General features: G+C 68.3%; 17 protein-coding genes and 1 pseudogene. 13 read left to right on the top strand and 5 right to left on the bottom strand.

The features are described 5' to 3' along the window. Positions 1 to 59: 59 nt before the first annotated feature. From AC1RRW_RS20190 to AC1RRW_RS20175, 4 genes are all read left to right on the top strand, one after another. Positions 60 to 611, top strand: a complete 552-nt coding sequence (locus tag AC1RRW_RS20190; RefSeq protein ID WP_492903210.1) for a biliverdin-producing heme oxygenase — start codon at positions 60 to 62, stop codon at positions 609 to 611. Position 612: 1 nt separating this feature from the next. Next, on the top strand, positions 613 to 3,165 hold the full coding sequence (locus tag AC1RRW_RS20185; protein WP_492903208.1) for an HWE histidine kinase domain-containing protein: 2,553 nt from the start codon (positions 613 to 615) through the stop codon (positions 3,163 to 3,165). 87 nt (positions 3,166 to 3,252) lie between these two features. Continuing rightward, positions 3,253 to 3,603, top strand: a complete 351-nt coding sequence (locus AC1RRW_RS20180) for an antitoxin Xre/MbcA/ParS toxin-binding domain-containing protein (RefSeq protein ID WP_492903206.1) — start codon at positions 3,253 to 3,255, stop codon at positions 3,601 to 3,603. A 5-nt stretch (positions 3,604 to 3,608) separates the two neighbouring features. Further along, a complete protein-coding gene (locus tag AC1RRW_RS20175; RefSeq protein ID WP_492903205.1) occupies positions 3,609 to 4,106 on the top strand; it encodes an RES family NAD+ phosphorylase in 498 nt (165 codons plus the stop codon). Between the two features lie 15 nt (positions 4,107 to 4,121). On the opposite strand, the gene AC1RRW_RS20170 is transcribed toward AC1RRW_RS20175, so the two are convergent. The 3 genes from AC1RRW_RS20170 to AC1RRW_RS20160 form a co-directional block, all read right to left on the bottom strand. Then, positions 4,122 to 4,742 (bottom strand): helix-turn-helix domain-containing protein, encoded by a 621-nt coding sequence (locus AC1RRW_RS20170; protein WP_492903203.1) that lies wholly within the window; start codon positions 4,740 to 4,742, stop codon positions 4,122 to 4,124. 113 nt (positions 4,743 to 4,855) lie between these two features. Next, the gene (locus AC1RRW_RS20165; protein ID WP_492903201.1) at positions 4,856 to 5,779 is read right to left on the bottom strand and encodes a DMT family transporter; all 924 of its coding nucleotides are present in this window, start codon (positions 5,777 to 5,779) and stop codon (positions 4,856 to 4,858) included. 135 nt (positions 5,780 to 5,914) lie between these two features. Continuing rightward, complete coding sequence (locus tag AC1RRW_RS20160; RefSeq protein ID WP_492903199.1) at positions 5,915 to 6,694, bottom strand: SDR family oxidoreductase; 780 nt, start codon at positions 6,692 to 6,694, stop codon at positions 5,915 to 5,917. A 124-nt stretch (positions 6,695 to 6,818) separates the two neighbouring features. Here AC1RRW_RS20160 and AC1RRW_RS20155 point away from each other — a divergent pair, with 124 nt between their 5' ends. Together AC1RRW_RS20155 and AC1RRW_RS20150 are read left to right on the top strand one after the other, a co-directional pair. Further along, positions 6,819 to 7,643, top strand: a complete 825-nt coding sequence (locus tag AC1RRW_RS20155; RefSeq protein WP_492903197.1) for a UDP-2,3-diacylglucosamine diphosphatase — start codon at positions 6,819 to 6,821, stop codon at positions 7,641 to 7,643. Then, the gene (locus AC1RRW_RS20150) at positions 7,643 to 8,764 is read left to right on the top strand and encodes a glycosyltransferase family 4 protein (RefSeq protein WP_492903195.1); all 1,122 of its coding nucleotides are present in this window, start codon (positions 7,643 to 7,645) and stop codon (positions 8,762 to 8,764) included. Before AC1RRW_RS20155 ends, AC1RRW_RS20150 begins: the two co-directional genes overlap by 1 nt. Here the strand turns inward: AC1RRW_RS20150 and AC1RRW_RS20145 are convergent. Then, complete coding sequence (locus tag AC1RRW_RS20145) at positions 8,703 to 10,493, bottom strand: cation:proton antiporter domain-containing protein (RefSeq protein WP_492903193.1); 1,791 nt, start codon at positions 10,491 to 10,493, stop codon at positions 8,703 to 8,705. The genes AC1RRW_RS20150 and AC1RRW_RS20145 overlap by 62 nt on opposite strands. Before the next feature lie 228 nt (positions 10,494 to 10,721). Between AC1RRW_RS20145 and AC1RRW_RS20140 the strand changes: the two genes are divergently transcribed. Further along, positions 10,722 to 11,567 carry an AAA family ATPase gene (locus AC1RRW_RS20140; RefSeq protein WP_492903191.1) on the top strand — a complete coding sequence of 282 codons (846 nt, stop codon included), beginning with the start codon at positions 10,722 to 10,724 and terminating at the stop codon, positions 11,565 to 11,567. Positions 11,568 to 11,621: 54 nt separating this feature from the next. Here AC1RRW_RS20140 and AC1RRW_RS20135 read toward each other — a convergent pair. Further along, positions 11,622 to 12,082: pseudogene (locus AC1RRW_RS20135) on the bottom strand (GNAT family N-acetyltransferase). 161 nt (positions 12,083 to 12,243) lie between these two features. On the opposite strand from AC1RRW_RS20135, the gene AC1RRW_RS20130 reads away from it, so the two are divergent. The 6 genes from AC1RRW_RS20130 (at position 12,244) to AC1RRW_RS20105 (ending at position 20,275) form a co-directional block, all read left to right on the top strand. Beyond that, positions 12,244 to 12,759, top strand: coding sequence for a SixA phosphatase family protein (locus AC1RRW_RS20130; RefSeq protein WP_492903189.1), 516 nt, complete (start codon positions 12,244 to 12,246; stop codon positions 12,757 to 12,759). A gap of 13 nt (positions 12,760 to 12,772) precedes the next feature. Further along, positions 12,773 to 14,215: a YcjX family GTP-binding protein gene (locus AC1RRW_RS20125; RefSeq protein WP_492903187.1), complete on the top strand. Its 1,443-nt coding sequence runs from the start codon at positions 12,773 to 12,775 to the stop codon at positions 14,213 to 14,215. A gap of 13 nt (positions 14,216 to 14,228) precedes the next feature. Next, positions 14,229 to 15,239, top strand: a complete 1,011-nt coding sequence (locus AC1RRW_RS20120; protein WP_492903185.1) for a YcjF family protein — start codon at positions 14,229 to 14,231, stop codon at positions 15,237 to 15,239. A 178-nt stretch (positions 15,240 to 15,417) separates the two neighbouring features. Further along, a complete protein-coding gene (locus AC1RRW_RS20115; RefSeq protein ID WP_492903183.1) occupies positions 15,418 to 16,809 on the top strand; it encodes a flagellar hook protein FlgE in 1,392 nt (463 codons plus the stop codon). Between the two features lie 64 nt (positions 16,810 to 16,873). Further along, positions 16,874 to 18,748, top strand: coding sequence for a flagellar hook-associated protein FlgK (gene flgK / locus AC1RRW_RS20110; protein WP_492903181.1), 1,875 nt, complete (start codon positions 16,874 to 16,876; stop codon positions 18,746 to 18,748). Between the two features lie 12 nt (positions 18,749 to 18,760). Continuing rightward, complete coding sequence (locus AC1RRW_RS20105) at positions 18,761 to 20,275, top strand: flagellin N-terminal helical domain-containing protein (RefSeq protein WP_492903179.1); 1,515 nt, start codon at positions 18,761 to 18,763, stop codon at positions 20,273 to 20,275. Positions 20,276 to 20,316: the final 41 nt, after the last annotated feature.

Genomic DNA, 20,316 nt, shown 5'->3' with positions numbered 1-20,316 from the left:
CTTCGCCGCACGTCGTTTCGGCGTGCCAAACCAGCCGGCCCGCATTTCGATTGCTTTCGATGACCGTCTCGACGTTCCGATTCTACCTGCGCGAGCAGACTCAGGCGGCGCATCAACGGCTCGACGACATGGTGGGTCCGATCGGCACAGCCGAACGGTATCGGGCCTTCGCGAGCGCCTCCTACGCGCATCGACATGCCGTGGAGGGCTATCTGCGATCGGTCGAATGGTCTTCGGCGGTCGGCGCCTGGCGCCCGGGCGCCATCGTCGACCTGATGGAACAGGATCTGGCCGATCTCGGCCTCGACCTGCCGCCGGTCGAACCACTCGACCTGTCAAATGACATAGCCCGCGCGATCGGTGTCGCCTATGTGCTCGAAGGGTCCGCGCTCGGCGCGCGACTGATCGCGCGCATGGTGGCCGATCTCGGCTTCGGGGCCTCGCATGGCGCACGCCATCTCGCCGCCCAGGAACGCGGTCTCTCCAACTGGCGCGATTTCCTCTTGCTCGTCGAGGAGCTTGAATGGATCGATCGCGACGTCGCAGCCGCAGCAGCGAGCGCCACTTTCGACCATGCGGCCCGTTCGATGAGGCTTAACGGGTTCTGCTGAGATGACGACCGTCGACCTGACGAATTGCGACCGGGAGCCGATCCACATTCCCGGCAGCATCCAGCCGCATGGCTGCATGCTGGTCTGCGACGAAGCCGCCGTGACGATCAGGCGTCATTCGTGCAACGCGGCCGCCTTTCTCGGGCTTCCGGAGCAGAATCTTGTCGGCCGGACGCTCGAAGACATCATCGGGGCCGCGCCGGTGCACGAGCTGCGCAACGCGCTGGCTCGCTCGAACCTGCCATCGCGGCCGGGTCTCATGCCGAACGTTCGGCTGGCGAATTCATCCGGGGCGTTCGACGTCAGCGCCCACCGCTTCAAGGGCAATGCGATCGTCGAGTTCGAGGTCGCGGCGGAGGAGGGATCGAACTCGCCGCTTGAATTCGCGCGCACGCTGGTCGGCAGACTGAGTCATGCGGCGAGCCCGCGCGAGCTGATCGCGGGCGCCGCGCGGTTGCTGCGCGCCGTCCTGCAATACGACCGCGTGATGATCTATCAGTTCGCCGCCGACGGGGCCGGCCAGGTGGTCAGCGAGGCCAAGCGCGCCGACCTCGAAAGTTTCATGGGCCAGCACTTTCCGGCGAGCGACATCCCGCGGCAGGCACGGCAGCTCTATCTGCTCAATACGATCCGGCTCGTCTCGAACTCCAGCGGCGAGCGTTCGGTGATCGAACCGACGCTCGACGCCGATGGCGAACCGCTCGACCTGTCCTACGCCCATCTGCGCAGCGTCTCGCCGATCCATTGCGAATATCTGCGCAACATGGGCGTGAGCGCCTCGATGTCGATCTCGATCATCGTCGACGGCGCCCTGTGGGGGCTCATCGCCTGCCACCATTACTCGCCTCGCGCGATGTCGATGAACCAGAGGATCGCGGCCGAGATCTTCGGCGAATTCTTCGCCCTCCAGCTCGGCGCGCTGACGCAGAAGGAAAAGAACGAAGCCGAAGGCCGCGCGAGGGCGTTCCTGAACACGCTGCTGACCGCGTCCTCCCACACGACGGACGTCGCCGAGCTGCTGAGATTGCATCTCGGCGATTTCCGTCAGCTCATGCCCTGTGACGGCGTCGGGTTGCTGATCGACGGCGCGTGGTCGTCCGTCGGCTCCGCGCCGCCGGCAGAGGCGGCGCCGCAGCTTGCGGCCTTCGTCGGTTCCGTGGCGTCGCGGGCGGTCTGGGCGACGAGCCATCTTTCGGAGTCGCTGCCGTCCGCGCGCGCCTTCAGCGCGTCGGCGGCGGGCGTTCTCGTGATTCCGCTGTCGCAGTTGCCGCGCGATTACCTGTTTTTCTTCCGGCGCGAACTCGTGCAGACGATCGAGTGGGGCGGAGACCCCAGCAAGACCTATGAGAGCGGACCGCTCGGCGACAGGCTGACGCCGAGGCAGAGTTTCGCAGTCTGGAAGCAGACCGTCGAGAACCGCTCCCGACCGTGGACGCGCGTCGAGCGGGACATGGCCGAATCGGCGCGAAGCGCGCTGGTCGAGGTGCTGCTGCGGCACAGAGAATTGCTGGCGGAAGAGCGCGAAAAGGCCGACATCCGGCAGAAGGTGCTCAACCAGGAACTTAATCACCGGGTCAAGAACATCCTCTCGCTGATCAAGTCGATCATCGCCCATCCATCGCGGGACGCCATCGACATCGAGGCCTATGTCGCCACCATCCAGGGGCGGATCGACGCCCTGTCCTTCGCCCATGACCAGGCGATGCAAGCCAGCGGGGGCGGCGTCCTCAAGGATCTGCTCGATGCCGAGCTGAGCCCCTACCGGACCGAAGCCGAACGCATCGTCCTGTCGGGCCCGCCCGCGGCGCTCGATTCGCGCGCCTTCGCCGTCCTGGCTCTCGTCGTCCATGAACTCGCGACCAACGCGGCGAAATATGGTGCGCTGTCCCGCGACAGCGGGCGGCTCTCGATCGCATGGCGGCGGGACGGCAATGGCGACTGCGAGATCGGCTGGCGCGAAAGCGGCGGGCCGATCGTCGTTCCGCCGTCGCGGGCCGGTTTCGGCAGTGCGCTCATCGCCCGCAGCATCCCGTTCGATCTCGGCGGCCGCAGCGACGTGTCATTCGAACCGGCCGGCCTCGTCGCGCGCCTGACGATCCCGGCGCGTTTCGTCAGCTGGCTGCAGCAGAACCCCGGAGCGCAATCCGTCCCGGTCGTCCGCGCGTCCGGTGTTGGCACGGCGCGGCCGCTGCGCGACAAGGCCGTGCTTCTCGTCGAGGACCAGTTCCTGATCGCGATGGATGCCGAGGACATGCTGCAGGCGCTCGGCGCGACGAGGGTGGTCGTCTGCGCGAGCATCAGGGAAGCCATGGCCGCGCTCGACCAGGGCCTGCCCGACATCGCCATGCTGGACATCAACCTCGGCAGCGAGACCTCGATGCCCGTGGCGCGACGCCTGCGCGAGCAGGGCGTGCCGTTCGTGTTCGCGACGGGCTACGACGACGGCATGCTGCTCGCCGAGGAAGCCGTCCAGGCGCCGATCGTGCACAAGCCCTATTCGGAGGCCGCGATCGCAGCCGCGATGCTGCAGGCCGTGTCCGCCCCGGCTGGATGAGCGAGCCGGCGGAGTCCATTCGTCGATCTTGAATGCCGCAACTCCTGACGCTATATTGCGTCAGCTAATGTGGCTCCGAGGCCGATCATGTCGCTTGCTCAATATGCCGATCACGGCCTGTTCGCGCCGCGCAAGATCGCCGAGGCGTTGCGCACGACGAGCGAGGAGGTCGCTCGCACGGCAGGCCTGGGCCGTGACGCGGTGCAGCGCCAGGAGCGGGTTCGCTCCGCCAGGACCCAGCGACGCTTGCGTGAGATGGTCGAGATCATCAACAAGGCGGAGCCCCGCTTCGGCTCCGCCTTGATGGCCTATGCCTGGTATCGCTCGGAGCCGCTTTCCGGGTTCTCCGGACAGACGGCGATGCAGCTCGTCCGCGGCGGCCGCGTCGACGAGGTTCTCGACTATATCGATGCGATCGACGCCGGCGTTCATGCCTGAACGCGATGCGCTATCGCGGAACGCTCTACCGGGCTCTGAACCCGATCTACGCGCGTGAACCGCTTTCGGGGCGGGGGGCGGCGCTGCACGGAGGCCGGTTCAACCCGAAGGGCATGCCGGCGCTCTACCTCTCGCTCGCGGTCACGGCCGCGCTGCGCGAGGCCAATCAGGCCGGCAGCCTTCAGCCGACGACGCTGGTCTCCTATCGCGCCGATATCGACGCCATTTTCGACAGCCGCGCCGAAGACGAGTTAACGCAGCACGGCATGGACGCCGCTGCCCTTGCGGATACGGGATGGCGCGACAGCATGCGGATGGCCGGGAAAGCGCCGACGCAACGATTTGCGCTTGGCCTGATCGCCCGGGGCTATCGCGGCTTGCTGGTGCGCAGCTTCGCTCCCGGCGCGAAACCGGACGATCTCAACCTCGTCCTCTGGAGCTGGGGCAAGGCAGCGCCCGAACGCCTGGAACTGACCGGCGACGAGGGACGTCTTTCGCGGTAGAGGGCTGCAAAGCGCCTATTCCATCACCGCCGCCTTGAGGATGCACACCATCATCGCCGCGCCCGGCTCCGAGCCGACGCAGCGCACGATATGGCGCCTGTCGCAGCGATAGCGCAAAGTGTCGCCGGCTTTCGCGCGCTGGACGATGTCGCCGACCTCGACCTCGAATTCGCCGGCCGTCACCGAGAGCGATTCGATCGAGCCGCGCTGGTGGCCCTCGGAATCGAGTTCGCCGCCTGGCTCGGCCTGGACATCGTACCATTGCAGCCATTCCACCGTCTTGATCCAACCGATGATGGCGAGCCTCAGCTTGCCGTCCTCGGAGACCAGGATCGGGGTATCGCTTCGGCTGGTCTTGTCGATGAAGGGCTCTTCCTCGCCGCTGGAGAGCACGCGCTCGATCGAGATGTCGAGCGCCTGCGACAGCCTCCAGATCGTCGCCAGCGTCGGGTTCGTCTCGTTGCGCTCGATCTGGCTGATGATCGATTTCGCGACGCCGGACTGCTCGGCCAGCTCGGAAAGCGAGAGATTATAGGCCTTGCGAAGGCGCTGGATCGTCTTGCCGAGCTGGCCCGAGATGACCTGGGCCCCGGATTCGAGCTCGCGTCCGGCGCGTTCCTTCGTCTCGATGCCCATGACGTCCGCTCGACCTCTCCGCCCGGATCGTTTGCGGAAGCGAACGATCGTTTGACGAAAAGGACTTTGCCCGTTCCGGTTCCACGGGGCAAGCCGGGCCCGCGCAGCGCCGCTCAGGTCGCGCGCGGCGGGCCGACCTCGCGCTGCTCGCGCTTGAGCAGGCCGAGCTGCTGCTCGCGCAGGATGACGTAGATGCCTGAGGTGATCACGATCACGGCCCCGACCAGAACCGTCGTCGCCGGCCAGTCGCCGAAGACGAACCAGCCGATCGCCACGGCCCAGAGCATCGTCGAATACTCGAACGGCGCGATCAGCGAGGCGTCGCCATGGCGATAGGCCTGGACCAGGAGGATCTGGCCGAGCCCGCCGAGGATGCCGACCGCGACCATCAGGGCTGCATCCTGCGGGGTCGGCAGGTTCCAGCCGAGCAGGATGGTCGAGAGCCCGAGCAGGCTGGTCATGATCATGAAATAGAACACGATCGCGCCGGTGCCCTCGGTGCGTGTCAACTGGCGCACCTCGATCGAGGCGAAGGCCGAGCAGCATGCGCCGGCGAGCCCGAGCGCCGCGCCGAAGGCCGGCCCCGCGGCAAGGCCGTTGCCGACGCCGCTGAGATAGGGGGCGAGCATGATCAGGACGCCGGTAAAGCCGATCGTCACCGCGCTCCAGCGGTAGACCCGCACGCGCTCCTTCAGGATCACCGCCGCGAGCACCACGACCGCGAGCGGCGCGGCATAGCCGATCGCGACCGAATCGGAGAGCGGCAGGAACTGCAGCGAGGCGAAACCGCAGAACATTCCCGTCGAGCCGATGACGCCGCGCTTGAGATGGCCGCGCAGGTTTCTGGTCTTGAGCGCCGCGACGACGGGCCCTTGCCAGGCGAGCCAGATCAGCAGGGGGATCAGCGCGAAGAAGGAGCGGATGAAGACGATCTCGCCGGTAGGATAGCGCGCCGCGAGCGACTTCACGCCGGCCGACATCAACGTGAACACCAGCGCCGAAAGCAGCTTGAGGGAAATGCCGAGAAGAGGGGACAACGGACCGGCGCGGCGGGAGGAGACAGCGGTCTTCTACAGGACCGCTCTCCTTAGACCATGGCGGCGAAGCCCCTCAAAGCGTGAAGAGCGCAACCCCGACCGGCGGCAGGCGGGACGAAGCCCGCCACGGCGCCATCAGAAACTGCCCCTGAACACGCCGCCGTCGATCAAGAGGTTCTGGCCGGTGATGTAGCCGGCATGCGCGCTGGCGAGGAAGGCGCAGACATTGCCGAACTCGCCCGGGTTGCCGAAGCGGGCGGCGGGAACCTCGGCCTTGCGGCTGGCCGCCATTTCCTCGGGCGTGACCCCCTTGATCGCCGCCATCTTCGTGGTCGAGCCCTTGAGCCGGTCGGTGTCGAACATGCCGGGCAGCACGTTGTTGATCGTGACGTTGGCATGGGCGACCTCGCGCGCCACGCCGGCGAGGAAGGCGGTCAGCCCGGCGCGAGCCGCCGATGAGACGTCGAGACCGGTCAGCGGCGTCAGCACGCTCATCGAGGTGACGTTGACGATCCGGCCGAAGCGGCGCGCGATCATGCCGTCGACGACGCGCTGAACCAGCTCCAGCGGCGTCGCCATGTTCTGGACGACGCCCTCGAGAAGCGCCTCGCGGGATACATCGCGAAACGGTTTCGGCGGAGGACCGCCATTGTTGTTGATCAGGATGTCGGGCGCGGGCGCCGCTGCAAGCAGCGCGTCCTGGCCGGCGCGCGTCGAGACGTCCGCCACCACCGCGATCACGGTCGCGCCGGTGGTGGCACGAATCTGGCTCGCGGTGGTCTCGAGCGTGGCCGCGTCGCGGCCATTGATCACCACGATGCAGCCGGCCTCGGCCAGCGCCTGCGCGGCGCCGCGGCCGAGCCCCTTGCTGGAGGCGCAGACTATGGCCGTGCGGCCTGAAATTCCCAGATCCATCAGTTTTCTCCGAAGCCTTTTCAACCCGAACGCCAGCCAGAGCACGCTTTCGATACGGCGTCATCAAAGCGCAATGCAAATCAGCCAAACGCCCGGCACATCGCAACGGCACGGGCCCGGCGGCATGAGCGACGACGACGACGCGAAGCAGGTCCGCAGCATCTTCATTTCCGATCTCCATCTCGGCACGCGCGGCGCGAAGGCCGACCTCGTGCTGGAATTCCTGCGCGCCTACGACGCGCCGCAGATCTATCTGGTCGGAGACATCATCGACGGCTGGCGGCTGAAGAGCGGCTGGTATTTTCCGCAGTCGCACAACGACGTGATCCAGAAGCTGCTGCGCAAGGTGCGCAAGGGCTCGAAGCTGACCTACGTCACCGGCAACCACGACGACTTCCTGCGCGATTTCACCGGGCTGCGGTTCGGCGGCATCACGCTGGTCGACGAGGTCATCCACGAGACGGCCGACGGCAAGCGCCTGCTCGTCATCCACGGCGACCTGTTCGACCTGATCGTGCGCAACGCCAAATGGCTCGCGCTGCTCGGCGACTGGGCCTACACGCTGGCGCTCAGCCTGAACACGGTGGTCAACAAGGCGCGTCGGCTGGTCAACCTGCCGCACTGGTCGCTTTCGGCCTGGGCCAAGCTCAAGGTCAAGAACGCCGTCAACTACATCGGCGAGTTCGAGACCTGCCTGGCCGCCGAGGCGCGCCGTCACCAGGCCGACGGCGTGGTCTGCGGCCATATCCATCACGCCGCCTATCGCGAGATCGACGGGCTGACCTACATCAACACCGGCGATTGGGTCGAAAGCTGCACGGCCTTCGTCGAGCATCACGACGGCCGCTTCGAGCTGATCCGCTGGCCGCAGTACCGGCTGAAGGGGCAGGCGCCGGTTCCCGTCGTCGTGCCGGCGCCGCCTCGGCCCGCCCTGGTGGAGGCCGCCTGATGCGCCTGATGATCGCGACGGATGCCTGGCGGCCCCAGATCAACGGGGTCGTCCGGTCGCTGGAGCGAATGGTCGAGGCCGGGCCGGCTTTCGGCGTCGAGGCGAGGATGCTGACGCCGGAAGGCTTTCGGCAGATCGGCCTGCCGAGCTACCCCGATATCCGGATCGCGCTGGCGACGCGCAAGGCGATCGCCCGCCGCATCGCCGATTTCGGGCCCGACCATATCCATATCGCCACGGAAGGGCCGATCGGCTGGCTGACGCGAGCGGTCTGCCTCGTCCAGAAGCGGCCCTTCACCACGAGCTACCACACGCGCTTCCCGCAATATGTCGCGGCGCGCTGGCCTATCCCCGAGCACTGGAGCTACCGTTTCCTGCGCCGCTTCCACGGGCCGGCGGCGGCGGTGATGGTCTCAACGATGACGGTCGAGGCCGAACTGCGCCGGCACGGTTTCGAGAAGATCGTGCGCTGGGGACGCGGCGTCGATCTCGGGCTGTTCCATCCGCGCCCTGCCAGCGTGCTCGATCTGCCGCGGCCGATCTTCCTCAGCGTCGGGCGCGTCGCGGTCGAGAAGAACCTCGACGCCTTCCTGTCGCTTCGGCTGCCGGGCAGCAAGGTCGTGGTCGGCGACGGGCCGGCGCGGGGCGATCTGCAGCGCGCCTATCCGGACGCGACCTTCCTGGGCACGCGCGAGGGCGAGGAGCTGGCGGCGATCTATGCTTCCTGCGACGTCTTCGTCTTCCCGAGCCTGACCGACACCTTCGGCATCGTGCTGCTGGAGGCGGCCGCAAGCGGCTTGCCCGTCGCCGCCTTCCCGGTGCAGGGGCCGAGCGACGTCTTCGCCGGCAGCGGCGCGGCGGTGCTGTCGGAGGATCTGCGCGCGGCGGCATTGGCGGCGCTGCGGATACCGCGCGAATCCTGCCTGGTGCTGGCCGCCGGCCATAGCTGGCGGCGCAGCGCCGAGCAGTTCTACGGCCATATCGCAAGTGTCGCGCGCGACGAGGCCGGCGCGCTCGCGCGCAGCGAGACCAGGACCGGCGTGCCGGCTTCCTCGGGCCTCAGAGCCTTCGCGAACGCTCATCGCGCGGAAGCGCCCGCTCCGGAGCGCCTGCGGGCTTGAGCTCGGCGCGGTACTGGTCGCGCCGCTCGTGAACGGAGGCGATGACGAGGCCCATCGGCACGCCGAGCCCGACGAGAGCCGCCTCCGAGAGCTGAAGGCTCGCCTCGATCGTCTCGGGCACCGCATCGTTCACGCCGATCTCGTAGAGATGCCGGGCATGGGCCGCGTCGCGGGCGCGGGCGACTATGATCAGGTCGGGTCTCAGCGCGCGCGCCGCCAGGACGGTCTCGTCGACGACGCGGGCGTTGTTGATGCTGACGATGAGCGCCGTCGCCTCCTCCAGACCGCATAGGCGCAGGAAATCCGGCCGCGTCGCGTCGCCGAAGAAGGCGGGCTTGCCGGCCCGGCGCTGGGCCGCGATCACCGATGCATCGGAGTCGATCACGATGTAGGGCTTGCGGTGGTCCTCCAGCATGGCGCTGACCAGCTTGCCGACGCGGCCGCAGCCGACGACGATGGCGCGCGCCGAATGATCGTCCGGCGGCAGGATTCTCGCCTCGTCGGGAACAGCGGCCGGCACGACCAGCCTCGATGCCCAGGCCCGAGCCAGGCGCGCCAGCAGGGGCAGCGTCACCATGGTCAGCGAGACGGCGGCGAGGACGAGGCTCGCGGCCTCCTGCGAAAGCAGTTTGGCCGCGACCGCGCCGCCGAACAGAACGAAGGCGAACTCGCCGCCGGGCCCGACCATGATGGCGATCTCGAGGGACGTCGCCGGCGACAGCCTGAAGCGGCGCGCCAAGGCGAAGACGATCAGCGATTTCGTCGCGAACAGGCCGATCGCGATGCAGAGGATGGCGACGGGATAAGCCGCCAGCTCGGCCGGGTTCACGCTCATGCCGACCGTCAGGAAGAAGACGCCGATCAGGAGCGACTTGAACGGCTCGATCGTCACCTCGATGGCGCGCCGATATTCGGTTTCCGCCAGCAGCAGCCCGGCGATGAAGGCGCCCAAGCCCATCGAGAGACCGGCCGCGGCCGCGATCAGCCCGGTGCCGAGCGCGATCAGGAGCGTCGCCGCCATGAAGCTCTCGGAGGAATCGGTCGAGGCCACGAGCCGGAACAGCGGCCTGAGCGCCACCCGGCCGATCACCACGATGGCCGTGATCGCGACGAAGGCCTGCACCATCGCCTGCGCGAGGCCGGCCAGCAGCGAACCGCCCCCGGCCTGCGCGCCGAGCACGCTGACGAGGAAGAGCAGCGGGATCACCGCAATGTCCTGGCAGAGCAGGATGGCGAAGCTGGCGCGGCCGGCCGAGGAGGTCATGCGGCGCTTGGCCGAGAGCAGTTCCACCACCATCGCCGTCGACGACAAGGCGAGGCCGAAGCCGATGATCAGGGCCGCCGCCGCCGGCTGCCCGAAGGCGTAGGCGACGGCGCCGATGACCAGCGCCGAGAGCACGACCTGACCAAGGCCCAGGCCGAAGACGAGCCGGCGCATCGTCATCAGGCGCTCGAAGGAGAGTTCGAGCCCGATGACGAAGAGCAGGAAGGCGACGCCGAGCTCGGCCGGGCCCGCCAGCGCCTCCGCGCTCGACACGGTGATCGTGCGCAAGAGCGGGATCGACGAGACGAGGCCGCCGAGGCCGAAGGGGCCGAGGACGGCGCCGCAGGCCATGAAGGCGACGACCGAGTTGACCTTGAAGCGCTTGGCGAAAGGCACGATCACGCCGGCTGTCGCCAGGACCACGATGGCGTCGCGATAGGCTGAGGGATCGACGGTTCCGGCCACGTGCTGTCCTGCTGAATCGTTCGAATGTGAATCGGTCGGGAAGTCCTCGCCGAACCTTGCGGTCTCGCCACCCGCAACACAATCGCGGTGGGCGCTGTCGCCGCGAGAAACTTGAGTTGCGGCATGGGCCGTCATGCCCGGCGGCTCCCGCAAGGCCTCACGGGCTTGGCGTTTCCAATCCAGGACATCCTGGTCTAGCGTCCGCGCAATCGTCCAGAAGGGTCGTCCATGCGCTTTGCCGGCACCGAAAACTATGTCGCCACCGAAGACCTCGCCGTCGCCGTCAACGCCGCGATCCGGCTGGAACGGCCGCTCCTGGTCAAGGGCGAGCCCGGTACCGGCAAGACCGTGCTGGCCGAGGAGATCGCGACCGCGCTCGGGGCGCCGCTGATCACCTGGCACGTCAAATCGACGACCAAGGCGCAGCAGGGGCTCTACGAATACGACGCGGTCAGCCGTTTGCGCGACAGCCAGCTCGGCGACGCGCGCGTTTCCGACATCGCCAACTACATCAGGCGCGGCAAGCTCTGGGACGCCTTCGTGGCGCCGGAGCGCCCGGTGCTGCTGATCGACGAGATCGACAAGGCCGACATCGAGTTCCCGAACGACCTGCTGCTCGAACTCGACCGCATGGAATTCCATGTCTACGAGACCGGCGAAACAATCCGCGCGGCGCGTCGGCCGGTGATGATCATCACCTCCAACAACGAGAAGGAACTGCCCGACGCCTTTCTGCGGCGCTGCTTCTTCCACTACATCCGCTTTCCGGACGCGGAGACGATGAAGGCGATCGTCGAGGTGCATTTCCCCGGCATCAAGAAGCGGCTGATGGAGGAAGCGCTGCGCGTGTTCTTCGAGGTGCGCGACGCGCCGGGCCTCAAGAAGAAGCCCTCGACCTCCGAACTGCTCGATTGGCTCAAGCTGCTCGTCGCCGAGGAGATGACGCCCGAGATGCTGCGCGAGCGCGACCCGCGCAAGCTGATCCCGCCGCTGCACGGCGCGCTCCTGAAGAACGAGCAGGATGTCGGCCTGTTCGAGAAGCTGGCCTTCATGACGCGCCGCGAACAGCGCTGACCGCCGAAGGCGCAAATCCGGGATTGAGCGCCATCCCGATGATCTTGCGCGCCGCTAACCAGGCACGGTCCCGGAAGCGTAATCGGTCATCGTCATCGAATACGACTTCAGCGGCTTGCCGTTGTGATGAACGTCGCCGACAAACCTCATTCCGACCTTTTCGGCGACGCGCATGGAGCCGGTATTTTCAGGATGGATGTCGGCGAGGACTCGATCGAGGCGCAGGCTCTCGAACGAGTGACGGATGAAGGGCAGGGCCGCCTCCGTGGCATGGCCCTTGCCCCATGAAAGCCGATTCAGCGCCATCCGATCTCGACCTCCGGTCCGACGCCGTCATGGGGGATCAGAAGTATCCATCCGAGAAAATCGGCCGGACGAGCCTTCGCGAAGATCGACCAATATCCAAGCCCCTCGCCGAACGATCTCTCGATCCTGTCGCGCAGGAAGCGCTCGTGCTCGGCAGGATCATTCCATGGTCCGACGACGTATTTCGTCACGTCCGGATCGCGATCCATCGCCAGACAGGCGTTGAAATCCGCAATGAAACGCGGGCGGATGAGCAGCCGCTTCGTTTCAAAGTTCGGCAACATTCGTCGAGCCCTTTCGCGAAAGCCATGATCGACAGCCTCTCGCAAAAACGCGGCCGTATCACTAGGTTCGCAGCATGCGACGCCTGATGCTGCTCCGCCACGCCAAATCGAACTGGCCCCAGGGCGTGGCCGACCGCGAGCGCCCGCTCGCGGCGCGGGGGCGCGAAGCGGCGCCGGTGATGGGGCGCTATCTCGCCGACGAAATGCTGCTGCCCGACCTCGTGCTGGTCTCCCCGGCGCGGCGGACGGCCGAGACCTGGGATCTGGTGGCCCCGATGCTGCCGCGGCGGCCGCCGGTCCATGTCGAGCCTCGGATATACGAGGCCGCGACGAAGCGGCTGCTGGAGGTCGTGCTGGAACAGGAAGCGCCTGTCCGCACGCTGCTGATGATCGGCCACAATCCCGGTTTCGAGGAGCTGGCGGCGCTGCTGACCGGCCATGGCGACCGCTATGCGGCGGCGCGGATGGCCCAGAAATACCCGACCTGCGGGCTTGCCGTGCTCGATTTCGCGGTCGAGGACTGGCGGGACGTCGCGGCACGCGGCGGACGGCTCGACCGTTTCGTGACGCCTGCCTCGCTCGGCGAAGGCCCCGACGAGTGAGCCTGGTCAAGTCGTGAGCACTTCCTATCTCGACGAGGCGCGCAATGCCGCGCTCGCCTTCGGCGACAGCCTGCTCGGGCTGGCGCGGCCGAGGCTCAGGCTCGGCGTCACCGGACTGTCGCGCTCGGGCAAGACCGTCTTCACCACCGCGCTGATCCAGAACCTGATCGAGGGCGCGAAACTGCCGGTGCTCAAGGCCTCGGCCCAAGGCCGGATCAGCCGCGTCAGGCTGTCGCCGCAGCCCGACCCCGACATCCCGCGCTTTCCCTACGAGGCGCATCGCGCGGCGCTGGGCGGCCCCGCGCGGCGCTGGCCGGAATCGACGCGGCGCATCTCCGAACTGCGCGTCGAGATCGACTACGAGCGCGCGGAGGGCTGGTTCAGGGGGCCGGCGACGCTGACGCTCGACATCGTCGATTACCCCGGCGAATGGCTGCTCGACCTCGCCCTGATCGGGCAGGACTACGTCGCCTGGTCGCGGCAGGCCGCGACCGATGCGCGCAAGGCCCACCGGCGCGAGGCGTCCGCCGCCTGGCTGGACGATCTGGCCGATCGCGACCCGGCGTCGCCCGCCGACGAACTGGCGGCCGAGGCGGCGAGCGGGAGCTTCAAGGCCTATCTCGCGCGGCTGCGGGACGATCCGGAAGCCGTCGCGGTGACGCCGCCGGGGCGTTTCCTGATGCCGGGCGACCTCGAGGGCTCGCCGGCCCTGACCTTCGCGCCGCTCGATCTCGGCCCCGACGCGTCGATCGTGCCGGGCACGCTGGCGGCGCTGATGGCGGAGCGTTTCGAGGCCTATAAGCGCGTCGTCGTCGCGCCGTTCTTCCGCGACCATTTCGCCCGGCTCGACCGCCAGATCGTGCTGGTCGACGCCTTGGCCGCGCTCGACGTCGGCGCGCCGGCTCTGGCCGATCTCGAAACGGCTCTGGGACAGGCGCTGGCGGCCTTCCAGGTCGGGCGCAACTCCTGGCTCTCCAGCCTGTTCTCGCCGCGCATCGAGCGCGTGCTGTTCGCGGCGACCAAGGCCGACCATCTGCACCATACCAGCCATGACCGGCTGGCGGCCGTGATGAGCCATCTCGTGGCGCGCGCCGCGGCGCGGGCGCAAGGGGCGGGCGCGCGCGTCGAGACCATGGCGCTCGCCGCGGTGCGCGCGACCCGCGAGGTCCGCATCAGGGAGGGCCGCGACGAGCTTCCGGCGATCGTCGGCGTGCCGGAAGCCGGCGAGAGCGTCGGCGCGGACACCTTCGACGGATTGACCGAGGCCGCGATCTTTCCGGGCGAATTGCCGGAACGGCCCGAGGCGATCTTCGATCCGGCCGCGCGCTGGGAGATCCGCGCGCCGCGCTTCCGGCCGCCGCTGGTCGCGGCCGATGCCGGCGGGCGGGTGCAGCCGCCGCCGCAGATCCGGCTCGATCGCGCGCTGGAATTCCTGATCGGCGACCGGCTGGCATGAGGGAGGCGACGAGGTGAACGGCAAGACTCCCCGCGCCATCCGGCTCGATCCCGCGAGGCCCGATGCCTCGGTCGACGTTTCGGCGCGCGGGAACGGCTTCTCGATCCTGCCCGAGAGCGAGCCGCTCGATCCTGTCGAGCCGGCGGCCGTGCCTGTCGCAAGGCGGCGCTTTTCCTGGGGCGGCGTCTTCGTCGCCGGGCTGTCCGGCTTCCTGGCGCTGGCGATCGGCGTCTGGGCCGAGCGCGCCGTCGCCAGCCTGATGAGCCGGAACCCGGCGCTGGGCTATGCCGCGCTGGCCTGCGCGGCTGTCGCCGCGCTCGCGCTGCTCGTCATGCTCGGCCGCATCCTGCGCGACATCCTGCGCGAGCGGAGGGTCGAGGCGCTGCGCCTGCGCGCGACCGAGGTACTGGCCGGCGGCACGCTCGACGCCGCCAAAAGGCTCGCCGGCGATCTCGTCGCGCTCTACGGCTCGCGCCCGGAGACGGCCAAGGGCCGCGCCGCGCTCACCGACGCGCTGCCGCGGCTGTTTGCGCCGCGCGACGTGCTGAGCGTCACCGAGCGCGCTTTGCTCGGCCCGCTCGACGCCGCGGCGCAGGCTCAGATCGCCCAGGCGGCGCGGCGCGTCTCGCTCGTCACCGCGGTCAGCCCGCGCGCGCTGATCGACATCGTGTTCGTGCTGGTCGCCTGCGCGCGGCTGCTGCGGACGATCGCGAGCATCTATGCCGGGCGGCCAGGCGCGCTCGGGCTCATCAGGCTCGGGCGGCAGGTGCTCGGCCATCTCGTCGTGACCGGCGGCATCGCGGCCGGCGACGCGGTGATCCAGCAGGTCGTCGGGCAGGGGCTCGCCGCGCGGCTTTCGGCCAAGCTCGGCGAGGGCGTGCTGAACGGCCTGCTGACCGCGCGCATCGGGCTGGCGGCGATCGCGGTCTGCCGGCCGCTGCCCTTCGTGGAGCGCGCGCCGCCGACATTGTCGGAGGTGGCGGGCGATCTGACGGCGTGGCGCGGCTCATCCTCCGAGGGCTGAACGACCCGGCAGTTTTTGCCGGACGGCGGCGAATTTGCCCGGTGAAAAACGTCGCTTAAACGCTGGAAAACCATCTAAGCGCTTGGAAAACAAAGCGCGTTTGCATGGCACAGGCCGTGCAGAACCGGCCTCGGGTTTGCGCGCGGCCAAGTCGGCCGCCAGTCGAGGCGAGGATCTCATGGGTGTTTTCAGTGCGTTGACGACGGCGGTGTCGGGCCTGCAGGCGCAGTCCTACGCGCTGGAGAACATCTCCGGCAACATCGCCAACTCGCGAACGGCGGGCTTCAAGCGCGTCGATACGACCTTCGCCGACCTGGTGCCGGATTCGGCGCTGAACCGCCAGATCGCCGGCTCGGTCGCGGCCTACAGCCAGGCGACCAACACGATCCAGGGCGACCTTTCGGCGACCCGAATCGACTCCAACGCGGCGATCAACGGCGACGGCTTCTTCGTCGTCGACCAGCGCCAGAGCGGGCTCGGCGCGAACACGCAGTTCACCAACTCCAACTTCTACACCCGCCGCGGCGATTTCGACTTCGACGCCAACGGCTATCTCGTCAACGGCGCGGGCTACTATCTCAAGGGTCTGAAGATCGACACGGTCACCGGCCAGCTCGTCGGCACCCAGCCGGAGGTGCTGCGCATCACCAAGGAGCAGTTCCCGGCCAAGGCGACGACCTCGATCGAGTATCGCGCCAACATCCCCGCCTATCCGAAGACCAACGAGGCGAGTACGACGGTTCCCGATTCGGAGCTGCTGCAGGCGCCGGGCGACTATCCCGGCGCCGACCCGCGCGCCACGCCGACCGGCACGGGCACGGTGGTCGGCAGCGACCTGACGAACTTCCTGAGCCAGTCGATCCCGGGCGGCTCGGTCACGGTCTACGACCAGCTCGGCAAGGCGACCAGCGTCGAACTGCGCTGGGCCAAGATCGACAACACCGCCGGTGGCGGCACCGATACCTGGAACCTGTTCGTCGCCGAGAACACGGCCGCGACCGGCGCGACCGTCGCCTATCGCAACGCCAACACCGCGATCACCTTCGGGGCGACCGGCCAGCTCACCGCGCCGGCGGGCGGCAACATCCCGCTGCCGACGATGACGATCGCCGGAACCACCATCACGGGAATCAACCTGACCACCGGAGGCAACGGCCTGACCCAGAACGGCGACGTCAGCGGCCAGATCGACGCCCGCAGCATCCGCCAGGACGGCTACACCGCCGGCACGCTCGACCGCGTCTCGGTCTCGGGCGAAGGGCAGGTCATCGGCACCTTCAGCAACGGCCAGGTCGTCGCGCTGGCGCAGCTCTCGGTCGCGCGCTTCAACGCCGGCAACTCGCTGAAGCGGCTCGATGGCGGCGCCTTCGAGGAGACGATCGAATCCGGCGCGCCGATCGTGGGCCTCGGCACCTCGCAGCTCATCGGCGGCAACGTCGAGCAGTCCAACACCGACATCGCCGACGAGTTCTCGAAGATGATCGTCACCCAGCAGGCCTATTCGGCCAACACGAAGGTCATCACCACGGCCCAGGAGATGCTGCGCGACGTCTTTAGCATCATCCGCTGAGGGCCGGCAGCGCGCCCCCGTAACGCGCGGTCCAGAAGGGCCGGGCTGACGACAGGAGTTGACGATGGGCCTCAGCTCGTCATTGGGAACCGCGATTTCCGGTCTGCAGGCCACGCAGATCGGCATCGGCGTGATCTCGCAGAACGTCGCCAATGCCGACAAGACCGGCTATGTGCGCCGCACGGTCTCGACCAACGACACCTATGCCGGAAACAAGGTCGGCGCCAACAGCACGGCGGTCCAGCGATTGCTCGACCAGGTCGTGCAGCGCCAGCTCTGGCAGGAATCCTCGGGCGCGGCCTACACCTCGGCGCGGGCCGATATGCTGTCTGGCCTCGACAGGCTCTATGGCGCGCCCGGCAGCACGACGGCTCTGGACTCCGTCTACAGCAGCTTCACCAGCGCCTTGCAGGCGCTGCAGAACGACCCCGGCTCCTACGCCGGCCGCACGGCCGTGCTCGACGCCGCCTCGCAGCTGGCGCAGCGGCTGAACGGTCTCTCGTCCGGCGTGCAGGCGCTGCGCACGGAGGCCGAGACCGGCATCGCCAATGCGGTGACGCAGGTCAACGAGCTCCTGAACGCGCTGACCACGGTGAACGGCCGCATCGCGACGGGCCAGAACGACAGCAACACTGCCGATCTGCGCGACCAGCGCGACCTGATCGTCGCCGAACTCTCGCAATACATCGACATCCGCACCAGCGAGGACGCGCGCGGCAACCTCACCATCGTCACCACCTCCGGCGCGCAGATCTTCGACGGCCGGCCCTCGGTCACCTTCGCCTTCGACCAGCGCCCGGTGCTCGGCGCGCAATCGCAGTGGAGCCCCGTCGCCGCCGAGCGCGGCGTCGGCACCATCACGTTGACGGACAATTCCGGCAACACGATCGACGCCATCGCCAACAGGGCGTTCCGCTCCGGCGAGATCGCGGCCTTCGTCGAATTGCGCGACAAGACGCTGGTCCAGGCGCAGGCGCAGCTCGACGAGATCGCGGCGCAGCTTTCCGGCGCGCTGTCCGACCGCGAGGTCGCGGGCACCGCGGTCACCGCCGGCGCGGCGGCGGGCTTCGAGGTCGACCTGACCGGCCTCCAGTCCGGCAACAGCGTCACGCTCGACTACAAGGTGACGCCGGGCGGCCAGCCGCAACGCTTCACCTTCGTGCGCGTCGAGAGCGCGGGCACGCTGCCTTTGCCGGCCAATGCCAGCGGCGACGCCAACAACCGCGTCGTCGGCATCGATTTCTCCGGCGGCCCGGCCTCGGTCGCGACGCAGATACAGGCCGCGATCGGCGGCGGCTTCACGGTTTCCAACACGGGTTCGGTGCTGCGCATCGTCGATGACGGCGCCGGCGCCACGCGCGATGTCGTCGGCCTGACGGCGCGCCCGACCGCGACCGGCCTGGCGTCCGCCGGCGGCGCGGTCGAACTGCCCTTCTTCGTCGATGCGGGGGCCGGAAACGCCGCTTTCACCGGGTCCTTCGAGGGAGGTTCGCAGGCGTTGGGCTATGCCGCCCGGATCGTCGTCAATCCGGGCCTGATCGCCGACCGCTCCCGGCTCGTGGTCTACAACACCTCGCCGGCGACCGCGCAGGGCGACCCGGCAAGGCCGAAACTCCTGCTCGAGCGGCTGAGCCAGAGCCAGCGCGCCTTCACCGGCGCGACCTCGCTCGACGGCTCGACCGCGACCTCGACGGGGACCGTATCGAGCTTCGTGCAGCGCGTCGTCGCCTCGACCGGGCAGGCGGCCGAGGCCGCCAAGCGGCTCGACGAAGGCCAGCAGGTTGCGCTGTCCTCGGTCCAGAGCCGCTTCCAGGCGACCTCCCAGGTCAATGTCGACCAGGAAATGTCGACGCTGATCGAGCTGCAGACAGCCTATGCCGCCAATGCGCGCGTCATCTCCACGGTCAAGGAGCTGATGGACGTGCTGCTGCGCATCTGAAGGGCCATCGTCATGACCATCACCACCAACGGGACCGGCGCCTACCGCGCGGCCAAGCCCAGCGAATTCGTCTCGACGCGCTCGCAGTTCGACGACCTGCAGCGCCAGCTCGCCACCGGCAAGCGCAGCGAGACCTATGGCGATCTCGGCATCGGGCGGCGCGCCAGCCTCGATCTCAACGCCAAGGTCGCCTCGATCGATTCCTGGCTGCAGGGCGTCAAGCTCGCCGAGATCAATCTGAGCCTGTCGGCCAAATCGGTCGAAAACTTCGCGAAGCTGACGACCGAGACGAAGAACGATGTCCGCTCGAACAGCTATACGGCGAGCGCCAGCGGCCGCTCCGCGCCGCAGGTGCTGGCCGAAGAGAAATTCAAGCAGACGCTCGATCTGCTCAACACCGACGTCAACGGCCGCTACCTGTTCTCGGGCCGGACCTCGGATATCGAGCCCGCGGTCGGGTATTCGCTGATCGTGGATGGCGACGGAGCGGGCCGGGCCGGGCTGAAGCAACTGATCTCCGAGCGCAAGCAGGCCGACCTGGGTTCCGGGCTCGGCCGCCTGACCGCTGGCGGAGCCGGTACGAGCGCGACGATCGCCGAGGAAGCGACCGTCCACGGCTATGGCTTCAAGCTCGCCGGCGCGACGACGAATTCGGCAGGGCTGGCGCCGACCTACACCGCCGGTCCGCCGGCGGACATCGCGGTCAACGTCGCCGGCCAGCCGCTTCCGGGCGAGAACCTGCGCATCCTCCTCGATCTACCCGACGGCACCAGGGAGGAGATCGTGCTCACCGCGCGCTCGGAAAGCTCGAACGGCTCGGCCTCGGACAGCTTCGTGATCGGCGCCAGCGTCAATGCGACAGCCGCCAATCTGCGTGCGGCTATCACGGCCGCGCTGACCAAGGAGGCGCAGACGACGTTGTCGGCCGCCTCGGCCACCGTCGCGGCAAAGAACTTCTTCGACGGCAGCCTCAGCAGCCCGCCCCTGCGCGTGCCGGGGCCGGGCTTCGCCACGGCGACAGCCGCGCCGACGGCCGGCACGGCGAGCAACACAGTGATCTGGTATCAGGGCGACGACGGGGCCGGTTCGGCGCGCGCCACGACGACCGTCCAGGTCGACCAGAGCCAGCTCGTCGCCACCGGCGCGCGGGCGAACGAGCAGACCTTCCGCGTCGGCCTCGCCCAATTCGCGGTGCTCGCGGTCGAGACCTTCCCGGCCAGCGACGCCAATTCGCAGGCGCGCTACGAGGCGCTGACCGATCGGGTGCGCGAGGCGCTCGGCTTCGGCGGCGCGGTCCAGAAGCCGTCCGAGATCATCACCGAATTCGGCACGGCGCAGAAATCGATCGCCTCGGCCAAGGAGCGGAACACCGCCGCGAAGAACTATTTCGACACGACGCTCGCCGGCATCGAGAACGTCACCACCGAGGATGTGGCGGTGCAGATCCTGGCCGTGCAGAACCGGCTCCAGGCGAGCTACCAGACGACCTCGATCCTGTCGAAGCTGTCCCTGACCAACTACCTCTGAACGACGGCCGTTTCGCCGGGCAAGGGGGCGTCGCCATGACA

Source organism: Allobosea sp. GW821-FHT12C12, assembly GCF_058807355.1.
Note: the sequence above shows the minus strand (reverse complement) of the source record. Positions and strands in the feature narration are given on the sequence as shown.

Excerpts from the sequence above, each read along its gene's own strand:
- AC1RRW_RS20155 (WP_492903197.1), top strand. The coding sequence starts at position 6,819 with ATGAGCGACGACGACGACGCGAAGCAGGTCCGCAGCATCTTCATTTCC.
- AC1RRW_RS20175 (WP_492903205.1), top strand. The coding sequence starts at position 3,609 with ATGCGCTATCGCGGAACGCTCTACCGGGCTCTGAACCCGATCTACGCG.
- AC1RRW_RS20105 (WP_492903179.1), top strand. The coding sequence starts at position 18,761 with ATGACCATCACCACCAACGGGACCGGCGCCTACCGCGCGGCCAAGCCC.
- AC1RRW_RS20190 (WP_492903210.1), top strand. The coding sequence starts at position 60 with ATGACCGTCTCGACGTTCCGATTCTACCTGCGCGAGCAGACTCAGGCG.
- flgK (WP_492903181.1), top strand. The coding sequence starts at position 16,874 with ATGGGCCTCAGCTCGTCATTGGGAACCGCGATTTCCGGTCTGCAGGCC.
- AC1RRW_RS20185 (WP_492903208.1), top strand. The coding sequence starts at position 613 with ATGACGACCGTCGACCTGACGAATTGCGACCGGGAGCCGATCCACATT.
- AC1RRW_RS20180 (WP_492903206.1), top strand. The coding sequence starts at position 3,253 with ATGTCGCTTGCTCAATATGCCGATCACGGCCTGTTCGCGCCGCGCAAG.
- AC1RRW_RS20170 (WP_492903203.1), bottom strand. The coding sequence starts at position 4,742 with ATGGGCATCGAGACGAAGGAACGCGCCGGACGCGAGCTCGAATCCGGG.
- AC1RRW_RS20160 (WP_492903199.1), bottom strand. The coding sequence starts at position 6,694 with ATGGATCTGGGAATTTCAGGCCGCACGGCCATAGTCTGCGCCTCCAGC.
- AC1RRW_RS20140 (WP_492903191.1), top strand. The coding sequence starts at position 10,722 with ATGCGCTTTGCCGGCACCGAAAACTATGTCGCCACCGAAGACCTCGCC.
- AC1RRW_RS20130 (WP_492903189.1), top strand. The coding sequence starts at position 12,244 with ATGCTGCTCCGCCACGCCAAATCGAACTGGCCCCAGGGCGTGGCCGAC.
- AC1RRW_RS20150 (WP_492903195.1), top strand. The coding sequence starts at position 7,643 with ATGCGCCTGATGATCGCGACGGATGCCTGGCGGCCCCAGATCAACGGG.
- AC1RRW_RS20115 (WP_492903183.1), top strand. The coding sequence starts at position 15,418 with ATGGGTGTTTTCAGTGCGTTGACGACGGCGGTGTCGGGCCTGCAGGCG.